Annotated in this window: 16 protein-coding genes; 14 read left to right on the forward strand and 2 right to left on the reverse strand. The window is 49.0% G+C overall.

The annotated features are described in order from the left end of the window. Positions 1-3: 3 nt before the first annotated feature. The 12 genes from ABEW34_RS25425 to pckA all read left to right on the forward strand — a co-directional run bounded on the left by ABEW34_RS25425 (position 4) and on the right by pckA (position 16,008). Positions 4-876: a carbohydrate ABC transporter permease gene (locus ABEW34_RS25425; RefSeq protein WP_430163190.1), complete on the forward strand. Its 873-nt coding sequence runs from the start codon at positions 4-6 to the stop codon at positions 874-876. 5 nt (positions 877-881) lie between these two features. Next, the gene (locus ABEW34_RS25430) at positions 882-1,745 is read left to right on the forward strand and encodes a carbohydrate ABC transporter permease (protein WP_430162571.1); all 864 of its coding nucleotides are present in this window, start codon (positions 882-884) and stop codon (positions 1,743-1,745) included. Between the two features lie 19 nt (positions 1,746-1,764). Continuing rightward, complete coding sequence (locus tag ABEW34_RS25435; RefSeq protein ID WP_430162573.1) at positions 1,765-3,213, forward strand: SMP-30/gluconolactonase/LRE family protein; 1,449 nt, start codon at positions 1,765-1,767, stop codon at positions 3,211-3,213. Beyond that, complete coding sequence (locus ABEW34_RS25440) at positions 3,191-3,814, forward strand: Yip1 family protein (protein ID WP_430162575.1); 624 nt, start codon at positions 3,191-3,193, stop codon at positions 3,812-3,814. The genes ABEW34_RS25435 and ABEW34_RS25440 overlap by 23 nt, the downstream gene beginning before the upstream one ends. A 16-nt stretch (positions 3,815-3,830) precedes the next feature. Further along, on the forward strand, positions 3,831-6,410 hold the full coding sequence (locus tag ABEW34_RS25445) for a DUF5696 domain-containing protein (RefSeq protein ID WP_430162577.1): 2,580 nt from the start codon (positions 3,831-3,833) through the stop codon (positions 6,408-6,410). Next, a complete protein-coding gene (locus ABEW34_RS25450; RefSeq protein WP_430162579.1) occupies positions 6,407-7,306 on the forward strand; it encodes a carbohydrate ABC transporter permease in 900 nt (299 codons plus the stop codon). Before ABEW34_RS25445 ends, ABEW34_RS25450 begins: the two co-directional genes overlap by 4 nt. A gap of 20 nt (positions 7,307-7,326) precedes the next feature. Continuing rightward, complete coding sequence (locus ABEW34_RS25455; RefSeq protein WP_430162580.1) at positions 7,327-8,343, forward strand: carbohydrate ABC transporter permease; 1,017 nt, start codon at positions 7,327-7,329, stop codon at positions 8,341-8,343. A 9-nt stretch (positions 8,344-8,352) separates the two neighbouring features. Next, a complete protein-coding gene (locus ABEW34_RS25460; RefSeq protein ID WP_430162582.1) occupies positions 8,353-10,023 on the forward strand; it encodes a glycoside hydrolase in 1,671 nt (556 codons plus the stop codon). A gap of 241 nt (positions 10,024-10,264) precedes the next feature. After that, positions 10,265-10,900, forward strand: coding sequence for a spore coat protein (locus ABEW34_RS25465; protein ID WP_430163193.1), 636 nt, complete (start codon positions 10,265-10,267; stop codon positions 10,898-10,900). A gap of 122 nt (positions 10,901-11,022) precedes the next feature. After that, positions 11,023-12,696, forward strand: coding sequence for a ribonuclease J (locus tag ABEW34_RS25470; protein ID WP_430162584.1), 1,674 nt, complete (start codon positions 11,023-11,025; stop codon positions 12,694-12,696). A 500-nt stretch (positions 12,697-13,196) separates the two neighbouring features. Next, on the forward strand, positions 13,197-14,228 hold the full coding sequence (gap, locus tag ABEW34_RS25475; protein WP_430162586.1) for a type I glyceraldehyde-3-phosphate dehydrogenase: 1,032 nt from the start codon (positions 13,197-13,199) through the stop codon (positions 14,226-14,228). Between the two features lie 208 nt (positions 14,229-14,436). Further along, positions 14,437-16,008, forward strand: a complete 1,572-nt coding sequence (gene pckA, locus ABEW34_RS25480; protein ID WP_430163196.1) for a phosphoenolpyruvate carboxykinase (ATP) — start codon at positions 14,437-14,439, stop codon at positions 16,006-16,008. Between the two features lie 119 nt (positions 16,009-16,127). Here pckA and aroC read toward each other — a convergent pair whose 3' ends face one another. Both aroC and aroA read right to left on the reverse strand, forming a co-directional pair. After that, a complete protein-coding gene (gene aroC / locus ABEW34_RS25485; RefSeq protein WP_430162588.1) occupies positions 16,128-17,183 on the reverse strand; it encodes a chorismate synthase in 1,056 nt (351 codons plus the stop codon). 19 nt (positions 17,184-17,202) lie between these two features. After that, positions 17,203-18,555, reverse strand: a complete 1,353-nt coding sequence (aroA, locus tag ABEW34_RS25490; RefSeq protein ID WP_430162590.1) for a 3-phosphoshikimate 1-carboxyvinyltransferase — start codon at positions 18,553-18,555, stop codon at positions 17,203-17,205. A 105-nt stretch (positions 18,556-18,660) separates the two neighbouring features. Between aroA and ABEW34_RS25495 the strand changes: the two genes are divergently transcribed. Together ABEW34_RS25495 and ABEW34_RS25500 are read left to right on the forward strand one after the other, a co-directional pair. Beyond that, positions 18,661-19,572: a LysR family transcriptional regulator gene (locus tag ABEW34_RS25495; protein ID WP_430162592.1), complete on the forward strand. Its 912-nt coding sequence runs from the start codon at positions 18,661-18,663 to the stop codon at positions 19,570-19,572. A gap of 223 nt (positions 19,573-19,795) precedes the next feature. Continuing rightward, entirely contained in the window at positions 19,796-21,082 is a 1,287-nt protein-coding gene (locus ABEW34_RS25500) for a cellulase-like family protein (RefSeq protein WP_430163199.1), read from the forward strand. The last annotated feature ends 44 nt before the right edge of the window (positions 21,083-21,126 follow it).

Raw genomic sequence — 21,126 nt, forward strand, 5'->3', positions numbered from 1 at the left:
GATATGAAGCGGGATAAGCAGTTGTTTGTCCTGCTGATTCCTTATATGGTGCTGTTTCTGTTATTTACGGTGCTGCCGGTCATCATTTCCATCTTTTTCAGCTTTACGCATTTTAATATGCTTGAATTTCCGCGCTGGGTCGGATGGGATAATTATTCCAAGCTGCTTTGGAATGACGATGTGTTTCTCATAGGACTTAAAAATACGCTTATATTTGCAGTTATAACTGGTCCGGTCAGCTATATCGCTTGTTTCGTCTTCGCATGGCTTATTAATGAGCTTAATCCGAAAATCAGGGCATTTATGACGCTTGTGTTTTTTGCTCCTTCGATTTCGGGCAACGTCTTTTTTATTTGGCAAATTATTTTTTCAAGCGATTCGTATGGCATTATGAACGGCTTTCTGATGAAGATCGGATTTATTTACGAGCCGATTCAATGGCTGCAAAATCCTGACTACATGCTCACGATAATTATTATCGTCCAGCTGTGGCTCAGCCTCGGGACCAGCTTTCTGGCGTTTATTGCCGGCTTGCAGACGGTTGACCGCACATTGTACGAGGCAGGGGCGGTGGATGGCGTGAAAAATCGCTGGCAGGAGCTTTGGTTTATTACCCTTCCTTCCATGAGGCCGCAGCTGATGTTTGGCGCCGTCATCCAGATTACGTCTTCCCTTGCAGTAGCCGACGTGGCGATGGCTTTGGCTGGCTTTCCGAGCGTGCAGTACGGAGCACATACGGTTGTGACTCATTTGGTCGATTACGGCACGATTCGTTTTGAAATGGGCTATGCGTCTGCTATCGCGACCGTACTATTTATGCTGATGCTGGGCACCAATCTGGCCGTTCAAAAGTTGCTGAAGAGGGTGGGGGAATAGGCGAGATGAAGCTGGCCATGCGTCTGAAAAAAAGAGTGAACCGCTCCTGGCAGGTGGATATCATGCTGCTCCTTGTACTGGGCTTGTTTGGCTCCTTTATGGCAGTTCCGTTGATCTATGTCATTAATAATGCCTTTAAGCCGCTTGATGAGTTGTTTATATTCCCGCCTACGCTGTTTGTCAGAAATGCAACGCTTGAAAATTTTGCAGATTTGTTTCAAGTCATGAAAAACTCGTGGGTTCCATTTTCCAGATATATTTTCAATACCTTTTTTATTACGGCGGCAGGAACGGCAGGACATATTTTGCTGGCATCGGCGGCGGCTTACCCGCTGGCCAAGCATAGGTTTCGCGGGCATAAAGTGCTGTTCACGGTAATTGTCCTCTCGCTGATGTTTTCCCCGCATGTGACGGCGATTCCCAATTATATGATCATGTCCGTGCTGGGGTGGATGGATTCGTACCAAGCTGTTATCGTTCCGGCGTTTGCCTATCCGCTTGGGCTATATTTAATGAAACAATTCATGGAGCAAATACCAGATGCTTTGCTGGAAGCCGCCAAGATTGACGGCGCCAGCGAATACCGGATATTTTGGCAGGTCGTTATGCCGCTCGTCAAGCCTGCCTGGCTGACGCTGTTAATCCTGATGATGCAAATGCTTTGGGGAACGGATGGCGGCAGCTTTATTTACAGCGAGCAGCTCAAGACGATGCATTACGCGATGGGTCAAATCATTCAAGGCGGTATTGCCCGCGCCGGGGTTGGCGCCGCGGTTGCCGTCATTATGATGACCGTGCCAATCGTGACGTTTGTTTTTTCACAGAGCAATGTCATTCAGACGATGGCTTCGTCTGGGATGAAGGACTAAAGCGATGGGGGCGTATGGATTGAAAATAAAGCGAGTGATTCTGTTATTGGCTGCTGTGCTGCTCTTCGCCGGCTTAAGTCCGAAGCTGGCCCACGCGTCGCCGTATGAGGGATATACCTATTCTTATTGGGGGGAGTCGGTTCATTCGCCAATCGCGTATCTTCCTTCCAAGACGATAACAGGTCAAGAAATTGGGATTGGGCCGTGGAGCTCTCCAGCTGATATGTTTGCTGCACTTGACGGTTATTTGTACGTTCTGGATTCAGGAAACGGGCGAATTGTCGTGCTTGACAGCGAGTGGAAGGCAGTCCGTGAAATTAAGGAGTTTCAGAATAATGGAAAGCAGGATGGTTTCAATAATCCTGAAGGCCTTTTCGTGACGGAGAGTGGTCATATTTTTGTGGCGGATACCGAGAATAGGCGCGTGGTTGAACTCGACAGCAGCGGAGCGTTCGTCAGAGAAATTTCCGCTCCGAAGTCGGAGGTCATCAGCAGCCAATTCGAATATTTCCCGCGAAAGGTCATCGTTGATAAAGCCGGCCGCATTTACGTTGTTGCCAGAGGCGTCTTCGAGGGGATTATCGAATTCGACAGCGAGGGCGGCTTTACTGGTTTTATGGGGACGAACCGGGTGCAGTTTGATCCTGTGGATTTGTTCTGGAAAACGGTATCGACACAAGAGCAGCGGGAAAAGCTGATCCGGTTTGTTCCCATTGAATTTAACAATCTAGATGTGGATTTGGATGGATTCATCTTTACGACTACAGCTGACAAGCAAACCTTAGCCCCAGTCAAAAAGCTGAATCCATCGGGCATTGATGTTATTCGGATAAACGGATATATAGGACCTGTGGGCGATTTGAGCAGAAATCGCTCGGCCTTCATTGACATTGATGTTAGCGGCAATGGCGTATACCGGACGCTTGATTCGACCCGGGGACGGATTTTTACTTATAACGAAGACGGCAATTTATTATACGTGTTTGGCCAATTGGGCAATCAGCAGGGCACGTTCAAAAATCCGGTTGCGGTTGAAAGCCTGGGCAATCGGGTGTTTGTCCTAGACCGCGATCAGGGGAAAATTACCGAGTTTTCAGCGACCAAATTCGGAAGCCTCGTTAACGAGGCGAATGGATTATACAGCATAGGCAAGCACGATGATGCAGCAAAGCTGTGGAAGGAAGTGCTCCGGCTCGATGCAAATTACGAAATGGCCTATATTGGCATCGGCAAGTCGATGCTGCGCCAAGGCGAATACAAGCAAGCGATGACTTTTCTGAAGCTGGGTAATGACAGAGAATATTATTCCAAAGCATTAACCAAATATCGCAGGGAATATATGCGTGAGCACTTTGGAATCTATATGACGGTACTGATCCCGCTGATCTTGGTCGTTATATTCGTTCGTCGAAGCATGAGGCACAGAAAGGGGGAACTGAAAAAGGATGCGGTTTCTCAAGGAGGCTAGGTACTCGCTGCACGTTGCATTCCATCCCTTTGACGGATTTTGGGACCTGAAATACGAAAGCAAAGGAAAGCTCCGGATCGCGCTTGTCATTTTGCTCGCCGTTACGGTTACGATGATTCTCAAACGCCAGTATGCTGGCTATGTCGTCAACTTTAATCACCCGCTGGAGCTAAACAGCTTTGATGAATTAAAGTACATTGTACTTCCATTCCTCCTGTGGTGTGTGGCGAACTGGTCGCTCACTACGCTGATGGATGGAGAAGGGAAGTTTGAAGAGATTGTCATCGCTACGGGCTATGCGATGCTTCCTTTGATTTTGATTTATTTGCCCAATATGCTGCTTAGCAATGTGATTACGCTGCGCGAGGCCTCCTTCTATTATTTGCTGGAATCTGCGGCAGCATTATGGTTTGTTTGGCTGCTGTTTATTGGAACGATGACGGTTCATCAATATACGGTTACGAAGACGATTATGACGATGCTGCTAACGGTTGTAGTGATGGGCGTCATTATTTTTCTAGGGCTGCTCTTCTTCAGCCTGATCCAGCAAATCGTCAGCTTTGTGTACACGATTTATCAGGAACTTTCATTGCGAGCATAAGAAAGGGGGCCAAGCGGTGAAGCGGAAGCTTGTGATCATCATGACGGCAGCCATTATCGGCTGCTTGCTTATAGCTCAAGGCACCAATTTCGCGGAATATGCATCCGAGGTCGCAGCTGAGCCTGCGCCAAGCAACGGACTAAATAGCGGGCTTGCTGCCTCAAGCAGCCATTCCGGCCAGGTGCCTATATTGCCGCCTGAAGGGATGGAAATGGCGGCTGAAAATGAATATTTAGCCTTGTATGTCAATGCGGAAACGACGGAGATTGCGGTTAGGGACAAGCGCAGCCAAGCGATCTGGTATTCCAATCCGCAAAATCGCGAAGCGGATCCGGTCGCAACCGGCTATAACAAGACGAAGCTGAATGTGCAGGTCGAGATCGGTTATTTTGACAGCGCAGGAAATGCATTGAAGTATGACAATTACACCCACAGCGTTCAGAACGGCCAATATGCCATAGAGAAGACAAAAGACGGACTGAACATCATTTATACGCTAGGGGAGGTTAAAAGCGACATCGATGCCATTCCTAAATATATTAGCGCGGAGCGATTTCAAACCGTCATTCTGGATCAAATCGAACAGTCGGCGGACAAAAGAGAGGTTGAAAAACGCTTTAAATATGATGAGGAAAACCAGCGTTATGAAAGAAGGGACTCCTCCTTTAAAGGAATCGGATTGTCCAAGGTGACCGAAATCTTCAAGCGAATCGGTTATGACGAGGAGCAGAAAGCAATCGATAAGGCTTCCTATGGCGAAGCGTCTACCGGCAGCGCCAACGTTCAAATTCCTTTGCATTATCGGCTGGATGGTGAGCATCTGTTGGTGACAGTGCCTGCGGGCGGGATCGAATATCCGGCTAATATGAAAATTCAGACGCTGTCCCTGCTTCCGTTTTTTGGCGCGAGCGGGCGCGAGGATGAAGGCTATACGTTCGTTCCAGATGGCTCGGGTTCGTTAATCCGTTTCAACAATGGCAAAACCTACGATGCGCCATTTCGTACGGCCCTTTACGGTTCCGATGCGTCTATTAGCCAGCCCATCAAAATTCAGAAAGAGGAAGCTGCACGCTTGCCTGTATTCGGCATGAAATATGAGGACCGGGCATTTGTCGCGATTATTGAGAAGGGTGACGCTGTCGCCGCGGTGGAAGCGGACGTGAGCGGCAGGCTGAACGATTACAACACCGTGCTTCCCAGTTTTACGCTGACTAATTTGGAGGAGGTTACGTTGACGAACGGTTGGCGCTCCAGTACGGTCAAAAAGTTTCAAGCGGCGCCCTATGATGGGGAAATGACGGTTCGTTACGGCTTTCTCGGCACGAAGGAGGCCAGCTATTCGGGCATGGCGGCGCATTACCGCCATTATTTAATCAAGCAAACGGGCCTAACGAGGCTGCCGGATGAAGGGGAGGTTCCGTTCTATGTCGAGCTGATTGGCGGCATACCGAAGAAGAAATTTTTCCTGGGCATTCCTTATAACGCCTATGAGCCGCTGACGACCTTCAATCAGGCGGAGTCTATTTTGGGTCAAATGCTGGATAGGGGAATTGGCGGCATCAAGCTGCGTTACACGGGTTGGTTTAACGAAGGGTTAAACCATAACCTTCCCAAATCGATTGCCGTCGACAAGAAGCTCGGTGGAAGCAAAGGCTTAAACGAGCTAAAGGCATATGCCGATGCAAGCGGTATAGGGCTGTTTCCTGATGCGGCCTTTCTTGAGGCAGCTCCGCAAGCGGATGGATTCAAAAAGTCGAGCGAAGCTTCTCGATTTATTACGGGGCGGCTGGCGGAAATTTATTCTTATAGCGCGGCTAGCTTCAGTCAAGAGGATGAGAGCGAGCCGGGTTATGTAGTAAGTCCAAAATCGCTGCCGAAAATAACAGCTGGATTTATGGACGATTACGGGAAGCTGCAGCTCTCGGGATTGTCTCTGCGCGATCTTGGCAGCGAGCTGAATTCCGATTTCAATCGTTCCGAGGTCATTAATCGCGAGGAAGCGAAAGAAATTGTAACGCAACAGCTGAAGCAAATGAGCGGCTCCGTCAAGGAACTGCTGGTGGAGGGCGGAAACGCCTATACGGTTCCCTATGCGCGGCATATTGTGGATGCGCCGATATCGAGCAGCGGCTTTAATATGACCGATGAGAGCGTTCCATTTTTTCAAATGGTGTATCACGGATACGTTCATACGGCTGGAAGCGCTTGGAACATGGCCGATGATCAAGATGCCTCCTACAACTTTCTGAAAGCACTTGAAACGGGCTCATCTTTGCATTACACATGGTTTTTTGCTGATTCATCCGCGATCAAAATGACGGAGTTCGACCATTTGTATTCCGCCGATTATCGGGGCTGGATCGACGAGGCAGCAAAGAGGTATGACGAACTGAATAACGTTCTCCACGATGTGCAAGCCCAAGCGATTATTGATCATCGGGCACTGGCTGACGGGGTGTACCAGACCACTTTCGAACAAGGGAAAACCATTATCGTCAATTATAACGACGTCAATTATAACGATGCGTTGGCGGAGGTGGGCGGAATTACAGTTAGGGCAAAGGATTATTGGGTGGGAGGTGAAGCTCAGCGATGAGGTTGAGGAAGCTTTCGCTTGAGCAAAAAAACAGATATTACGGGCTGTATTTCATTCTTCCCTGGTTTGCAGGCTTTTTATTCCTGTTTGTCGTTCCGCTGCTGTCATCGCTTCGCTACAGCTTTAGCAATCTGCAGGTCACGAATGACGGCTTTAGCCTAGACTTTATCGGACTGTCCAATTACCGGGAAGCCTTGCTGTCACATGAATCGTACGTCAGAATATTGACGGAATCGGTCGTGGATATTGCGGTCAACACACCGCTGATTATCATATTCAGCTTATTTTTTGCGGTGCTGCTTAACCAGAAATTTAGAGGACGGGTACTGGCCCGGGCGATTTTCTTCCTGCCCGTAATTTTGGCATCGGGCATCATCGCCAGTATCGAAAATGGAGATTTGATGCAATCCGTCGTGCGAAGCGCCAACGATACAGCCGGCGGGGGCCTGTCCATTATGAAAAATCTAGAGCTCGCTGTCCTGCTCATCGAATCAGGTGTGAGTATGACCTTTGTCGAATATTTGACAGGTGCCGTCAGCCGAATTTATGAGATTATCAGCCAATCGGGTGTCCAAATCCTTATTTTTCTGGCTGGTTTGCAATCGATATCTCCTTCTTTGTATGAGGCAGCTAAAATTGAAGGCTCGACTGGCTACGAAGCGTTCTGGAAAATTACGTTTCCGATGATCAGCCCGTTAATTTTGACGAATCTGGTTTATACCATAATCGACAGCTTCATCAGTGATGAAACAAGCCGGCTTGTGGTGGATACGGCATTCAAAAGCTATAATTTTGGCCTTAGCGCAGCAATGGCGTGGATGTATTTTGTTGTCATCGCGCTTGTGCTGTGGATTACAACGTCAATGGTTTCACGAAAGGTTTTTTATCAAGATTAGCGGCCTGAAGGAGGAAGGACATGAAGAAGGAAGTCGCTGAGGTGGGACAGCCTACGAATGATGAATTACAGCATCGCATGGCGTCTGCTGCCTATTGGTTGGAATTTGTGAAAAAATGGCTGTGGGTAACCGTCCGATTCGTACTCATTTTCGGCATATCGTTTGTCATTGTCTACCCGATTCTATTGAAGCTGTCGATTGCCTTCAAAAGCATGGATGATTTGTATGACTCTACAGTCATTTGGGTGCCGCATACGCTGACGCTCGACAATTTCAAGCTCGTATTCCAAGCAATGAACTATCCGCAAGTGCTGCTCAACACGCTGCTGCTGTCTTCTGCGGTCATGCTGCTGCAAACGGCTACCTGCGTGCTTGCCGGCTACGGCTTTGCAAGAGTGAAGTTTAGGGGAAGCGGCCTTTTGTTCTCAGGCGTTATTTTTACGATTTTGGTGCCAGCCCAAACGATGATGGTTCCGCTTTATTTGCAATTTAAAAATTTCGATCTATTCGGACTGATTAAGCTGATCCAGGGCGAGCCCGCCAATCTGATTAACACCTATTGGCCGTTTATCATTTCGGCAGCGCTGGGCATGGGTGTGAAGACGGGTTTATATGTGTATATTTTTCGCCAGTTTTTCAAAGGGATTCCGCGAGAGATTGAAGAAGCCGCCTATGTAGATGGAGCCGGCTACTTTTCAACCTTTAGAAGGGTCATTCTGCCTAATGCGGTCCCATCGATGGTCACTGTTATGCTGTTCTCGTTTGTCTGGCAGTGGAACGATTCTTTTTTTACGAACATGTATTTGAATGAGCCAAAGGTCATGTCGTCGATGATGGCTTCTTCCGGCTATGCCATTGCTACGTTTCTTAGCGGAGGGGGACAGGCGGAAACCGCTTCCTACGTCCAGGACCCGTTCTTTATGTCCATGATGATGAATACGAGCGTCCTGATGGCTATACTGCCGCTCATTATTTTGTATTTGTTTGTGCAAAGGCATTTTGTAGAGAGTGTCGAACGATCAGGCTTGGTCGGATAGGAGAGGCGGATGAAAAAGAAATTGATCATTGTTATCGTTGTGGCGTTTACGTCGACTCTAGGCTTGTATTATGCTTTCAACTCAAATCGGTCTGATAGCGCAAGCAGCCCGAAAAAAGAAGAAGCGAAGGTTCAGCAGCTGATGCCGCCGGATGCTTATGTATCGCTCGATGGGGCGGTTCGCTACCAAACGATTGATAATTTTGGCGCTTCCGACGCGTGGTCGATGGACCCTCTGGGCAAATATTGGACAGAAGAAAATAAAAATCGCGTTGCGGATTTGCTTTTTTCACGAGAGAAAGGAATTGGTTTGTCAGCCTGGCGTTTCAATATTGGTGCAGGCTCGATTGAAACGGACCAGTCGCGTATTCCAGATCCATGGAGGCGAGCAGAAACGTTCAAGCTTTCACAGGAAGGGGAGTATGATTGGAGCAGACAGGCGGGACAGCAATGGTTTCTTCAGGCGGCGAAGGATCGAGGGGTGGATACTTTGATCGCATTCGTGAACAGCCCGCCGATCTGGATGACCAAGAATGGTCATGCCCAGCCGGATGAGGAAGTGGGCTCCACCAATTTGAAAGAGGCTTATGAGGATGAGTTTGCGACATTTTTAATCGAGGTTTTGGAGCATTTTAGAGAGGAAGGCTTGGAATTTGAGTATATAAGCCCGATTAATGAGCCGACCTGGGATTGGAATCTGGCCCAGCAAGAAAGCAACCGTTATAACAACGACGATCTTAAGCGTGTCATACTTGAATTGCATCGGCAATTGAAAGCAAGCGGCCTTGATGCGCAAATCAGCGCCCCAGACGGCGTGGAAATTACAGCGCTGCTGGATGATGAATATTATGAGCAGTTTGCAGGGGGCGGGACCTATTCGGGCGGCGCCAACAGTCTGGGAACAGGAAAATACCGGGAATATGTGAAGGAGCTGCTCGGTGATCCTGTGCTTAAGGAGGCGATTGGCAATAAAATCGCTTCGCATTCCTACTGGTCCGATTACAGCAAGCCAGGCGATGATCGGTTGGGCAAGCTGAGACAATTGCTGGATGCCAATCTGAAAAAATACGACGATGAGGCTAAATATTGGGTGACTGAATATTGTATTCTTGGCGATTATGGTCCGGGGCGTGACCTTGGCATAGAGCCTGCTCTGCATGTGGCCCGTACGATTCATTTTGATTTGACGGAGGCAAATGCAGCGGCATGGCAGTGGTGGACAGCGGTGTCCAAGGTCGATTACAAGGATGGACTGATCTATACTGATTTTAATGAAGCGGGTGATGAGCAAAATATTTTGACCTCCAAAATCATGTGGGCGCTTGGCAATTACAGTAAATTCATACGTCCAGGTGCACAGCGCATCTCGCTTGCAGGACTGGATAAAGAAGCGCGCAGCGGCTTGCTCGGATCGGCTTATGTTCATGTTGGAGAACAGACGGTTACGGCTGTGTTTATCAATGACAGCGAAGATGCTAAGCGTGTTCAGGTTTCATTGGACGGCATGGATCAGCACCATTCCATTGCATTCATGGAACCGTATATTACGTCGGCTGGCCAAGACCTTGTACGTGGGGAAAGCATTCCCGTGCTGGATGATCATTCGTTTGAGGCGGTTATTCCGGCGAAGTCGGTCGTCACCTTGACGGGAGGCGGGGCAGACGGCACCGTGGAACAATAAGTCAAAGTAATAAGTCAAAACGATAAACAGGAAGCAGAAGGCGTTGATGGCCGTTCATCAATGCCTTTTTGTAGTACGCCCAGCATGATCGTCATCTCTAGGGTGAAAGTCCCGAACGGGGCTGGAGAACGCGCCATAGAAGCGGTAACACGCCTCGTAGAAATCTGGTATGTATAAATTCAGCCTCCAGCTTTCATATTAACAACTATAAATTGAGAAATTACAAAGAGGAGAATTGATGATGCAGCAGCAAACTACAGCGAATAACGATACACAGAAGGCAATGAACAAAAATCACGGGGGACATGAGCTATTTGATTTGCAGGAGGTATTGAATTGCAGCATTAGTGCAATGGATCAATTTATGATTTTCAGACAATATGCACAGGATCAGGAACTGCTTAATCTTATCGACAAGCAATATCAATTTATGCAATCGCAATACAATGTGACGGCTGAATGTTTTAAGACTGGTCAGGAGCCAAGTCAAAAAACATCAACGTATTTGATTAAAGAGGTAACACCGATCGTATACGGCATGAAGCAAAGCTCGCCGAAAAAACCGATACAATCACTAGCTGATGTCAACGATGCCGGAGTATGCGGTTTTATGCAAGGCATCGTTAAAAGCCATGCTTCGCTGTTAACGACGTCTGCTCTTGAAGCAACGAACCCGATTGTCCGTCGTGTACTCGCTTCCCAAGTGCAAAATTTTATTGAAATGTCCTATGAGCTCTTTCTGTATCAAAATAAAAACGCTTATTATCAGGTGCCGCAATTAAATGATGCTGATATGCAGCAAATTTTGAATACATTTTTACCAGCCGCCGAAACACCGCAAATGCCAGAGCCTAATAAAGGAACAGCCCTTCATTAACAGCAACATTCAGAAAAAAATAAAAGTTTACTATTGAATAAAGTACCCATATCCAAGTGAAAAGACGTCCGGTTCCCATTCCGGTCGTCTTTTTACTAAATAGAACTGGAGGCTGGCTAATTATGGTGAAAGAGCGGAATAAACTATCCGTTGCTGCATTAGGCGGTGTTAATGAGATCGGGAAAAATATGTACATTTTACAATACGGGGACGATATCATCGTTATTGACTGTGGATCTAAATTTCCTGATGAGAGTTTTTTGGGCATTGACCTCATTATTCCAGATATAACCTATTTGTTAAATAATACAGAAAAGGTAAAGGCTTTAATCATAACACACGGACATGAGGATCATATTGGCGGCATTCCTTATTTTTTGAAACAACTGAATATCCCGATTTATGCCTCTAGATTAACAATTGGGCTGATTGAAATAAAGCTGAAGGAGCATGGCCTTCTTCGTACAACACAGCTAAACTTAATTGATTCGAATTCACATATCGCCTTCGGTGCGATTCAGGCGTCATTTTTTAGCACCAACCATAGTATTCCGGATTGCTTGGGAATTGCCATGCATACACCAGAAGGAACGGTTGTACATACAGGCGATTTCAAATTTGATATGTCACCCGTCAATCATCAATATCCTGATCTTCATCGAATGGCGGATATTGGTAAAAATGGCGTGCTGCTGCTGCTGTCTGAAAGCACGAATGCAGAACGGCCTGGTTTTACGCCATCGGAACGGCTTGTTGGAGATCACATTACAGAAGCATTCAGCAAAGCGCAGCAGAAGGTGTTTATTTCAACTTTCGCGTCTAACGTCCATCGAGTTCAGCAAATTGTTGACGCGGCCGCTAAAACGGGCCGAAAGCTTGTCCTGCTTGGCCGAAGCATGGTGAATGTAACTTCTGTAGCCAAGGAGTTAGGCTATTTAAACATTCCAGAGGATATGCTTCTAGATGCAGGAGATACAGATCGTTATGCCCCTGAAAATATTGCTGTCCTATGTACAGGAAGCCAGGGAGAGCCTATGGCTGTACTCTCACGATTGGCAAGCTCGAATCATCGGCAAATCGAAATTATGCCGGGCGATACGGTCATTATTGCCGCAACCGCTATTCCGGGTAATGAACGAAATGTTGCGCGTATCATTGACAATCTTTATTTGCTTGGGGCGAATGTCATCTATGGCTCGGGTAGCTCAACAGGGATGCATGTATCCGGGCACGGCAATCAGGAAGAGCTGAAATTAATGCTTACCTTAATGAAGCCCCAGTATTTTATTCCGGTTCATGGCGAGTTCCGCATGCTTTATCAACACCGATTGCTTGCGGAATCGGTGGGAGTTGCCGAGGAGAACATTTTTATCGTTAACAATGGGGAGACCGTGGAGATCCAAAACAATATCGCGCGTAAAACTGGCAAAATCCCTGCGGGTAATATGTTAGTGGACGGATTAGGGATTGGAGATATTGGGAATGTTGTACTCCGCGACCGTAAGCAGCTCTCAGCTGACGGCATTCTTGTTGTTGTCATCACGCTTAGTAAAACGGAGGGGCATGTTCTATCCGGTCCGGACATCATTTCCCGGGGATTTGTTTATGTTCGTGACTCTGAAGCGCTCATGCGAGATATCAATCAACTCGTGGTATCGACGATTGAAAAGCTGCTGGAGGAGCACGGAAGCCAGTGGAATATGATGAAGCAGACGTTAAGGGACACCTTGGGTCGGTTCTTATTTGCCCAAACCAAAAGAAGGCCAATGATCCTCCCGATCATTATAGAGGTGTGAATAATAATGCTTTATTTTGCAAATCATATATGGATGTTTTTCGAAAGGAGGGATATGTTTTGGCTAAGCAGCAAGGGCATGGAGCACAAAATACAACGACTCGCACCTCGGACAAGCAAGGCAGTAAAGCCAGCAAAGGCGGAAATAAATCATAGTCTGTAACATTTTTGGGCAAGAAAGCTTCAATCCCGCATGACCTTGTAAAAAAGAGTTTAGCTGCTATCGACCATTAATCGACAATTACAGCCTTTGGATCAGCGATGATCTAAGGGCTAGTTTGTATTTCATAACACAGGTGCGTAAAGGGCAAGGGATTGGTGGCAATCGAATACTTTATCTCTGTGACGCATCATATAGGGGCATTTCCTGAATAGTTCGACATATATGTAACAATTAAAGGTGATAAAAATTTATTTAGTGTGTCATAAAAATATTTATGTTGTATTATAAAAGTACATTGATGTATGCTATTAGCAAATAAGCGAAGGGGGAATGCGGAAATGCACCGGGGGGTTGGCATTAGTGGAATGGGGAGAATCGGACGGCTGCTCGTTAGGCAGATGTTGTCTGAGCCGAATCCGGCAGTAAGGTTGAGGGCCATTAACAGCGTATATCCTGTGGAGACGATTGCTCATCTATTGAAATACGATTCGGTCCATGGGAGCTGGAAAGCAGATATACAGGTTCGCGGTCAACAGCTAGTCATTAATGGTCATTCCATACAAGTCGTATATGAAAGAGCGCCGGAGAACATTAAGTGGCATCGTTATGGCGTCGAGCTTGCTATTGACGCAACCGGGAAATTCAATGATCGGCAGGGTGCGCTGAAGCATATCGCTTCAGGAGCGGCACGGGTGCTGATAACAGCGCCTGGCAAGCAAATGGACTTGACGATTGTGATGGGTGTGAATGATCATCTTTATCGCCCGGAGGAGCATCGGCTGTTATCGGCTGCTTCCTGTACGACAAACTGTGTGGCTCCGGTTCTTCATGTGCTGGATCAAGCGTTCCATATCCAGTCTGGCTGGATGACGACGGTGCATTCCTATACTTCCGATCAAAATCATTTGGACAATCCGCATGAGGATTTGCGCAGGGCTCGGTCCTGCACCCAGTCTATTGTCCCTACGACGACAGGCGTCGGCAAGGCGCTTGCAGATGTGCTGCCGCATTTGTCCTCGCGCATTCAGGGCATGTCGCTGCGGGTTCCGACGCAGGATGTATCGTTAATTGACCTAACCGTTCAAGCCGAACGGCCTACAACTGCCGCGGAAGTAAATGCGGTTTTGAAAGCGGCTGCAGAAGGCAGCAAATCTTCTTATATCGGTTTTGCCCAGGAGCCGCTCGTATCGGCCGACTATATTGGCTGCTCGAAATCAGCTATGGTAGACGGGCTTTCCACAATGGTCATGGACAATCAGATTAAAGTCATTGCTTGGTATGACAATGAGTGGGCATATGCATGCCGCGTTATGGATGTTGCCAATCTAATAATGGAAAGGGTGAATGATTCATGCGAAATCACGGTATAGAAATGGGAGCCATTTATTGCAAGCACTGCATGACGCTGATAGATACACAACCAACGAAGAAGGTAACTAATTATTATTCGGAATGCAGGGAGGATTCATGCGTAAGGACGAGATCGGAGAGCAGCCTGAGCAGTCAGGGACAATGGCAAGCAAGTGCAAAATCAGCAGGAGGATACAAGGGGACAGGAGGAAGTCAGGCATGAGCATCATGGAGTCGAGGCTGCGCCAGCAATCAGGCGCACATTATCAGTTAACGACGGAGCAGCTAATGGAGCATGCGATTAAACGCGGCGAAGGAACGAAGCTGGAATCGGGAGCGCTGCGAGTGCTGACGGGGCAATATACAGGCCGTTCGCCGAAAGACAAGTTTATTGTATGCGAGCCATCTTCACTGCCGCGAGTCGCTTGGGGCAAAGTGAACCAGTCGCTTTCGCCGGAGCATTTTAACCAGTTGTATGAAAAAGCAAAGCGTTACATGGAGCGGCAAGAGCTGTTCGTCTTTGACGGCTATGCTGGAGCAGATGAATCGTACCGCCTGCCCATCCGCGTTATTAATGAATTTGCTTGGCATAATCTATTTGCCCGCCAGCTGTTTATTCGTCCAAGCAAGGAGCAGCTTGCCACCCATAAGCCGGCGTTTACCGTCATCGCCCTGCCGGGGCTCAAGGCAGATCCCGCGTGTGACGGGACGGCGTCCGAAACGTTCATTTGCATCTCTTTTGAGCAAAAAATCGTGCTGATTGGCGGAACGGAATATGCGGGCGAGATGAAAAAGTCGATTTTCAGCGTGCTTAATTACTTGCTGCCTTTGCAGGGCGTCCTGCCGATGCATTGCTCGGCAAATGTAGGAGAGCAGGGTGATACGGCGCTGTTCTTCGGCCTATCGGGCACAGGCAAGACGACGCTTTCTGCCGATCCTTCGCGCCGCCTCATCGGAGATGACGAGCATGGCTGGTCGGAGGATGGTGTGTTCAACTTCGAGGGCGGCTGCTATGCGAAATGCATTGGGCTGAGCGAAGAGAAGGAGCCGCAAATTTGGCAGGCCATCCGCAGCGGCGCTGTGCTGGAAAATGTAGCGCTAGATGCGCAGACAGGGCAGCCTGATTATAACAGCAATCATCTGACGGAAAATACGCGCGCTGCTTATCCATTGGAGCATATTCCAGGAGCTGTGCTGGCCGGAAAAGCAGGCCATCCGAACGTTATTTTGTTTCTGACTGCCGACGCTTGCGGCGTATTGCCGCCGATTGCCAGGCTGACGAAGGAGCAGGCTATGTATCATTTCCTATCGGGCTATACGTCCAAGCTTGCGGGTACGGAGCGCGGGATAACGGAGCCGGAAGCGACGTTTTCCGCTTGCTTCGGAGCGCCATTCCTGCCGCTCGCGCCAAGTGTATATGCGGAAATGCTTGGTGAAAAAATCGCCCAGCATGATGCCAAAGTGTATTTGGTAAATACGGGCTGGTCCGGTGGGCCGCACGGTATAGGGCAGCGGATGAACCTGCGATATACGCGGGCGATGGTAACGGCCGCGATTGATGGCAGTATTGAGCAGGCTGAATTTATCGCTGATCCGGTGTTTGGCCTGAGCTGCCCGCTGGCGGTCGAAGGCGTGCCGGATGCGGTGCTCCTGCCCCGTGAAGCATGGCAGGATAAGGCGGCCTATGATCAGCAGGCGGCCAAGCTTGCCGCACAATTTGAGAATAATTTCCGCAAATTCGTTGGCGTAAGCGCGGAAATTGCCGCCGCTGGTCCAGTGGGACTGCCAGACGAGCGCTGATAGAAGAACGGGATAGTGGTGAAACAAGGGACTGCTTTAAGGCTGCAAAAGCCTGGAAGCAGTCCCTTGTTATTTTTCTGTTAAGTTCAATCCTAGTTCACTTCTGTCTTAGTTAAGTTCTATCCTAGCATGGCGGCTTGCCGCTTGTACTGATCCTCCACTACGAGGCAGACCATCGCTTCCACAACGGGAACGATTCTCGGACAAATGCAAGGATCATGTCGTCCCTCGGTTCTAATTTCCTGCTCCTCGCCGTGGATGTTGACCGTTTGCTGCGGGACCGAAATGGAGGAGGTCGGTTTAACGCTTATGCGAAAAATAATGTCCTGTCCCGTACTGATGCCACCTATGATGCCGCCCGAATGATTGCTGAGAAACCCGTCGCTTCTCATTCCGTCATTATGCTCGCTGCCGAGCATGGAAGCGGCAGCGAAGCCAGCGCCAAATTCAATGCCTTTCACGGCGCCGATCGATAGCATCGCTTTCGCAAGCTCCGCGTCCAATTTGTCAAATACCGGCTCTCCCAAACCAGGCACTACGCCGCGAATCCGGCATTCTACAATGCCGCCGCAGCTGTCGTGGGTGGCTGCGAGCTGTTCAATTTTACGGATCATTTTCGCTCCTGCGGCGGCGTCGCAGGCACGAACCGCATTTTGTTCAATGACGGCTTCATCGAAGGTTTCGCATTCAATGCCTCCGATAGCCTGCGTGTAGGCAAGCACCTGCACACCCCTTTGCTCCAGCAGCTTGCGGGCAATGGCGCCGCCCGCTACTCTTCCCGCCGTTTCTCTGCCGGAAGCCCGTCCACTTCCTCTGTGATCGCGAATGCCATACTTTTGCAAATAGGTGAAATCGGCATGGCCCGGGCGAAAAGAATGCTGGATATCGCTATAGGCATCCGGCCTCATATCCTGATTGTGCAAAATAACGAAGAGTGGTGTTCCAGTCGTTTTTCCCTCGAACATGCCCGATAAAATATGAACGATATCATATTCCTTGCGCGGGGAAGTGACGGACGATTGCCCAGGCTTGCGCCGGTCCATTTGCCGCTGAATGTAGGCTTCATCGAGTTCGATGCCCGGCGTTACGCCATCGACAATGACACCAACCGCCTCGCCATGGGACTCGCCAAAGGTAGTGATTTTAAAAGCTTCTCCGAATGTATTTCCTGCCATAATGGATCATCCTCTGCGTCTATTCGTTTATTTGAAAGCCTAGTGCAGCTAATTGCTCAAAATATTTCGGGTTTGTTTTGGAGACACAGCCCGGGTCGGAAATTTGTAGATTAGAAACTTTCGAAGCGATTAAGGAAAGGGCCATAGCCATGCGATGGTCATCGTGGCTATTTAATAAAGCGGCTTGTGGCTTGCCGGGAAAAACGGTTAGGCCGTCTTCAAATTCCAATACGCGAATGCCTAGCTTGCCCAATTCCGTGCAAATAGCAGATATCCGGTCACATTCGTGATGTCTGATATGAGCGGCATCTTTAAGCGTAATGGGGCCATCTGTAAAAATAGCAAGGACAGCGAGCGTCAGCGTTTGATCCGACCATTTTTGCATGCTGACGGTAAAGCCGCCCTTCAAACGCTCTGGCCCTTGCACTTCAACAAAGGTTTCTCCGAAGGCAATGGTACATCCCATCTGCTCCAGCACGCCGAGCATGGCAATATCTGGCTGGCTTGTACGGCTTGCGTCAATGCCTTCCGTTCTTATGCGCCCTGCGCTAAGCGCGGCGAGCGCCCAGAAATAACAGCAGGTGGATACATCAGGCTCCAGAAGGATGGAGCGAGCTTCATATTTTCCCGTAGGTATCGTAATGCAGGGGTCGTTTGTGTCCAGAGATGCAGCAGGTGCTGCACCAAACAAAGCCATCATCGCAAGTGTCATTTCGACATAGTCTTTTTGCACGATTTCCCCATCTATGCGCACGGTAATCGGCGCTTTCGCATAAGGGGCGGCTAACAGCAAACCGCTTATGAATTGACTTGATGTAGAGCCAGGCAGCAGCACAGTCCCGCCCTGCAATCCGGTTGCCCGAAGGACGAAGGGAAGTGAGGGCTCGGCTTGCTCGTATTCAAACGCTGCTCCTAAATGCGTCAGTGCATCCAGCAAGGGAGCCAGCGGCCGCTCGTGCAACCGTCTAGTGCCATTAATCGACCAAACGCCGTCTCCAATGGCTAAGGCTCCGGGCAAAAAACGCGCAATCGTGCCGGCAGCTCCGACGTACAGCTCGCCAGATGAGATAGGCCAGTTTCCTCCGCAGCCATCGACATAAGCGGTTTCTCCTTCAATAGTTATCTTTACTCCGAGCTGCTTTAATGCTGCAATGCACCAGTAGGAATCATCGCTTAATAATAAACCGCCAATTTGTGATTTTCCTACGGCAAGCGCGGCTATAATGAGGGCACGGTTAGTTAAGCTTTTGCTTCCCGGTATGCGCACCGTTCCTTCCAATGCTCGGCTTGGGGGATTCAGGGTCACCTGCTGTTTATCGCTATTGACCGACCAAGGGGAGCGTGCAGCTAGATCGGGCTGGAATCCGTTCATATTTCCACCTCTTTTGTTTTCTTGTCTAAACCCGATTATAATGAAGAAAATGAAATAAGTGAAATTGGATTTTATCGAAAATGATATAGAGGTGGTCTATACCAAATGTTCAATCTGGAATGGTACCGTATTTTTCTGCATACAGCACGCTTTAAAAATTTAACAAGAGCGGCGCAGGAGCTGCATATTACGCAGCCATCGGTCAGCTATGCGATTAAGCAGATGGAGGAGGCTTTGCAGCTCAAGCTTTTTCATCGGCTGTCGAAGGGCGTCGAGCTTACCGAAGAAGGGCAAGCGCTGCAAGGCTATGTAGAGCAATCCTTTTCCATGCTGGATTCTGCCCAAAAGCATTTGCAAAATATGAAGCTGCTGAATGAGGGAGAAATCCGCATCGGAGCGAGCGATTCGCTGATTAAGCATCTTTTGCTGCCGCAATTAAATACCTTTCATCGCGATTATCCGGGTATCCGAATCCGTCTTTCGCATGGGAAAACGCCTGATCTTACGCAGCGCTTAAGGGAAGGCGAAATCGATTGTGCGATTATCCATCTACCCATAAACGATTCACAGCTGAATATTCAGACGCTTGCGGTGCTGGAGGATTGTTTCGTAGTTGGGGAGGCTTATGCGGAGCTGGCCCGCCGTTCGGCCGCGAATGGAGCTTTGTCGATGCAGCAGCTGGCTGAGCTGCCGCTCCTGTTATTATCTCCGGGCAGCAGCACGAGGGAGTTTGTTGAACAATGGTTTGCGGGCAAGGGACAGGTGGTAAAGCCGGATATCGAGCTTGGAAGCATTGATCTGCTCGCCCAGTTCGCCAGGCTAGGTTACGGGGCCGCCTTCATTAGCCGTTCTTTTGTACAGGAAGAATTAAATAATGGCATGTTGTTTGAATTATTAGTAGAAGACCCGCTTCCACCGCGCAGCATCGGGCTTGCCGTACGTCTGGACAGAAAGCTGTCGGTTGCGGCTGAACGCTTCGTCGAGCTGTTCATGCCCGCTGTCGATGAGGGACATTAGAATAGTATGGATTAGAATACTTCTGATCAGATGAGACTTGCTAAGCGTGCCTGATACATCACCTGTTAAATCCGAATATGTTCCATCAGCATCCGTACATTGTTCATGGCGCCTGCCGACGTGAACCATGTACCATAAAGAAAAAGCGTTCTCTGCACAAACGGGTGCGGTAGCGGATGATCGGATGATCACCCTATCCATAGAGGACAGAAAAGGTGGCCATATGAGCACAGCGAGCAGGCAGCTGCCCCGTAAATTGACAATTACAATGTGGGATTTTTCTTGGTATACGATGACGACGCCCGGTGAGCCTTACAGCGATTTAGCTGCAAGATATAAAGAAGCGGTAGAGCGGGGATATAACACGATCCGCATTTGTGCGATGCCACTCATGCTGTTTACGGAATCGGGCGTACGCCCTGGACCGCTGCGCTTCGGCAATTTGGGCGAGGTGGGGCAGCGGACGCGCTGGTATAATTGCAAGGGCGGGGCCGAGCTGGATGGGCATGCGCAGCTACTCAAGCTGTTCAAGCAAGCGAAGGCTCACAACTGCTTTATTATTCTTTCCTCGTGGGAATACCAGCAAAGTCCGAGCTTTCTGGCGGAGCCCTATTTGCGTGATTTGCTAGCGGATATTCCGCCGGACCAGCGGTTTATGGCGCTGGCGAAGTCGATGGATCAGCTCATTCAATACGTGAAGGCAGCGGGCTATGGCGAGCAAATCGCTTATGCCGAGCTGCATAATGAGGTCGAATTTGGACAATTGACCGACATTGCAACTGAGCAGGGCGTTGCCAGCTCCAATACGCCGGGCCTTGTGCAGATTATGCAGCCCTACATTGAAGAAGCGGTCGCGTTTCTCCGCGAGCAGCATCCCGAGCTGCTAATGACGGCAAGCTATACGCTGAATGAGGCTTACCCGAAAGCTTATGTGGCGCGAAATATGCAGGTGGCTCATTTTCATCTGTATATAAAAGGCGTGCTGCAGGAGCTGATGGACCGGACGGGCATCGACAATGAAGCGGTGCCGTTTCCAAATGAGCTGGTGCAATCGCTGCTGCGGGAGGACGCGCCACCGTTCGAGAGCTGGCAGCTTCCGGCAGGGCAGGAATGGCGGATGCAGGGCAATCCGGTCGGCATGAAGCTGCTTTATCTCCACGATTGGGCCGATCCGGATCAATGGGATTTGTATTTGTACGACCATTATGGCAGCCATAAGCTGGCGATGCTCCAGAAGGCGGATTTTCGTTTTGAGGAGCTGCATGAATGGGCGGGGCAAACGGAGCTTCCTATTGTCATTGGCGAAGGTTATGTGGGCTATACCCCGCTGCATGCGGGCTTTGAGGAAGGGCCAGTCGGCAAATTTATTGCCGAATATGCGATTCGCAAAGGGATGAAGCTGGGCTTCTGGGGCATGGTGCTCTGCTCCAACTGTGCTCCTCATCATCCGTTCTGGAACGATGTTGCGTGGCAGCAAAAGTGGAACCGGTTTATTTTGGAATCGGAATAAAAGAATGCGGTAAACATACCTCAAGCAGAATTCAAATAGAGCGG

Source organism: Paenibacillus algorifonticola, assembly GCF_050481745.1.
Lineage (GTDB): Bacteria > Bacillota > Bacilli > Paenibacillales > Paenibacillaceae > Pristimantibacillus > Pristimantibacillus algorifonticola_A.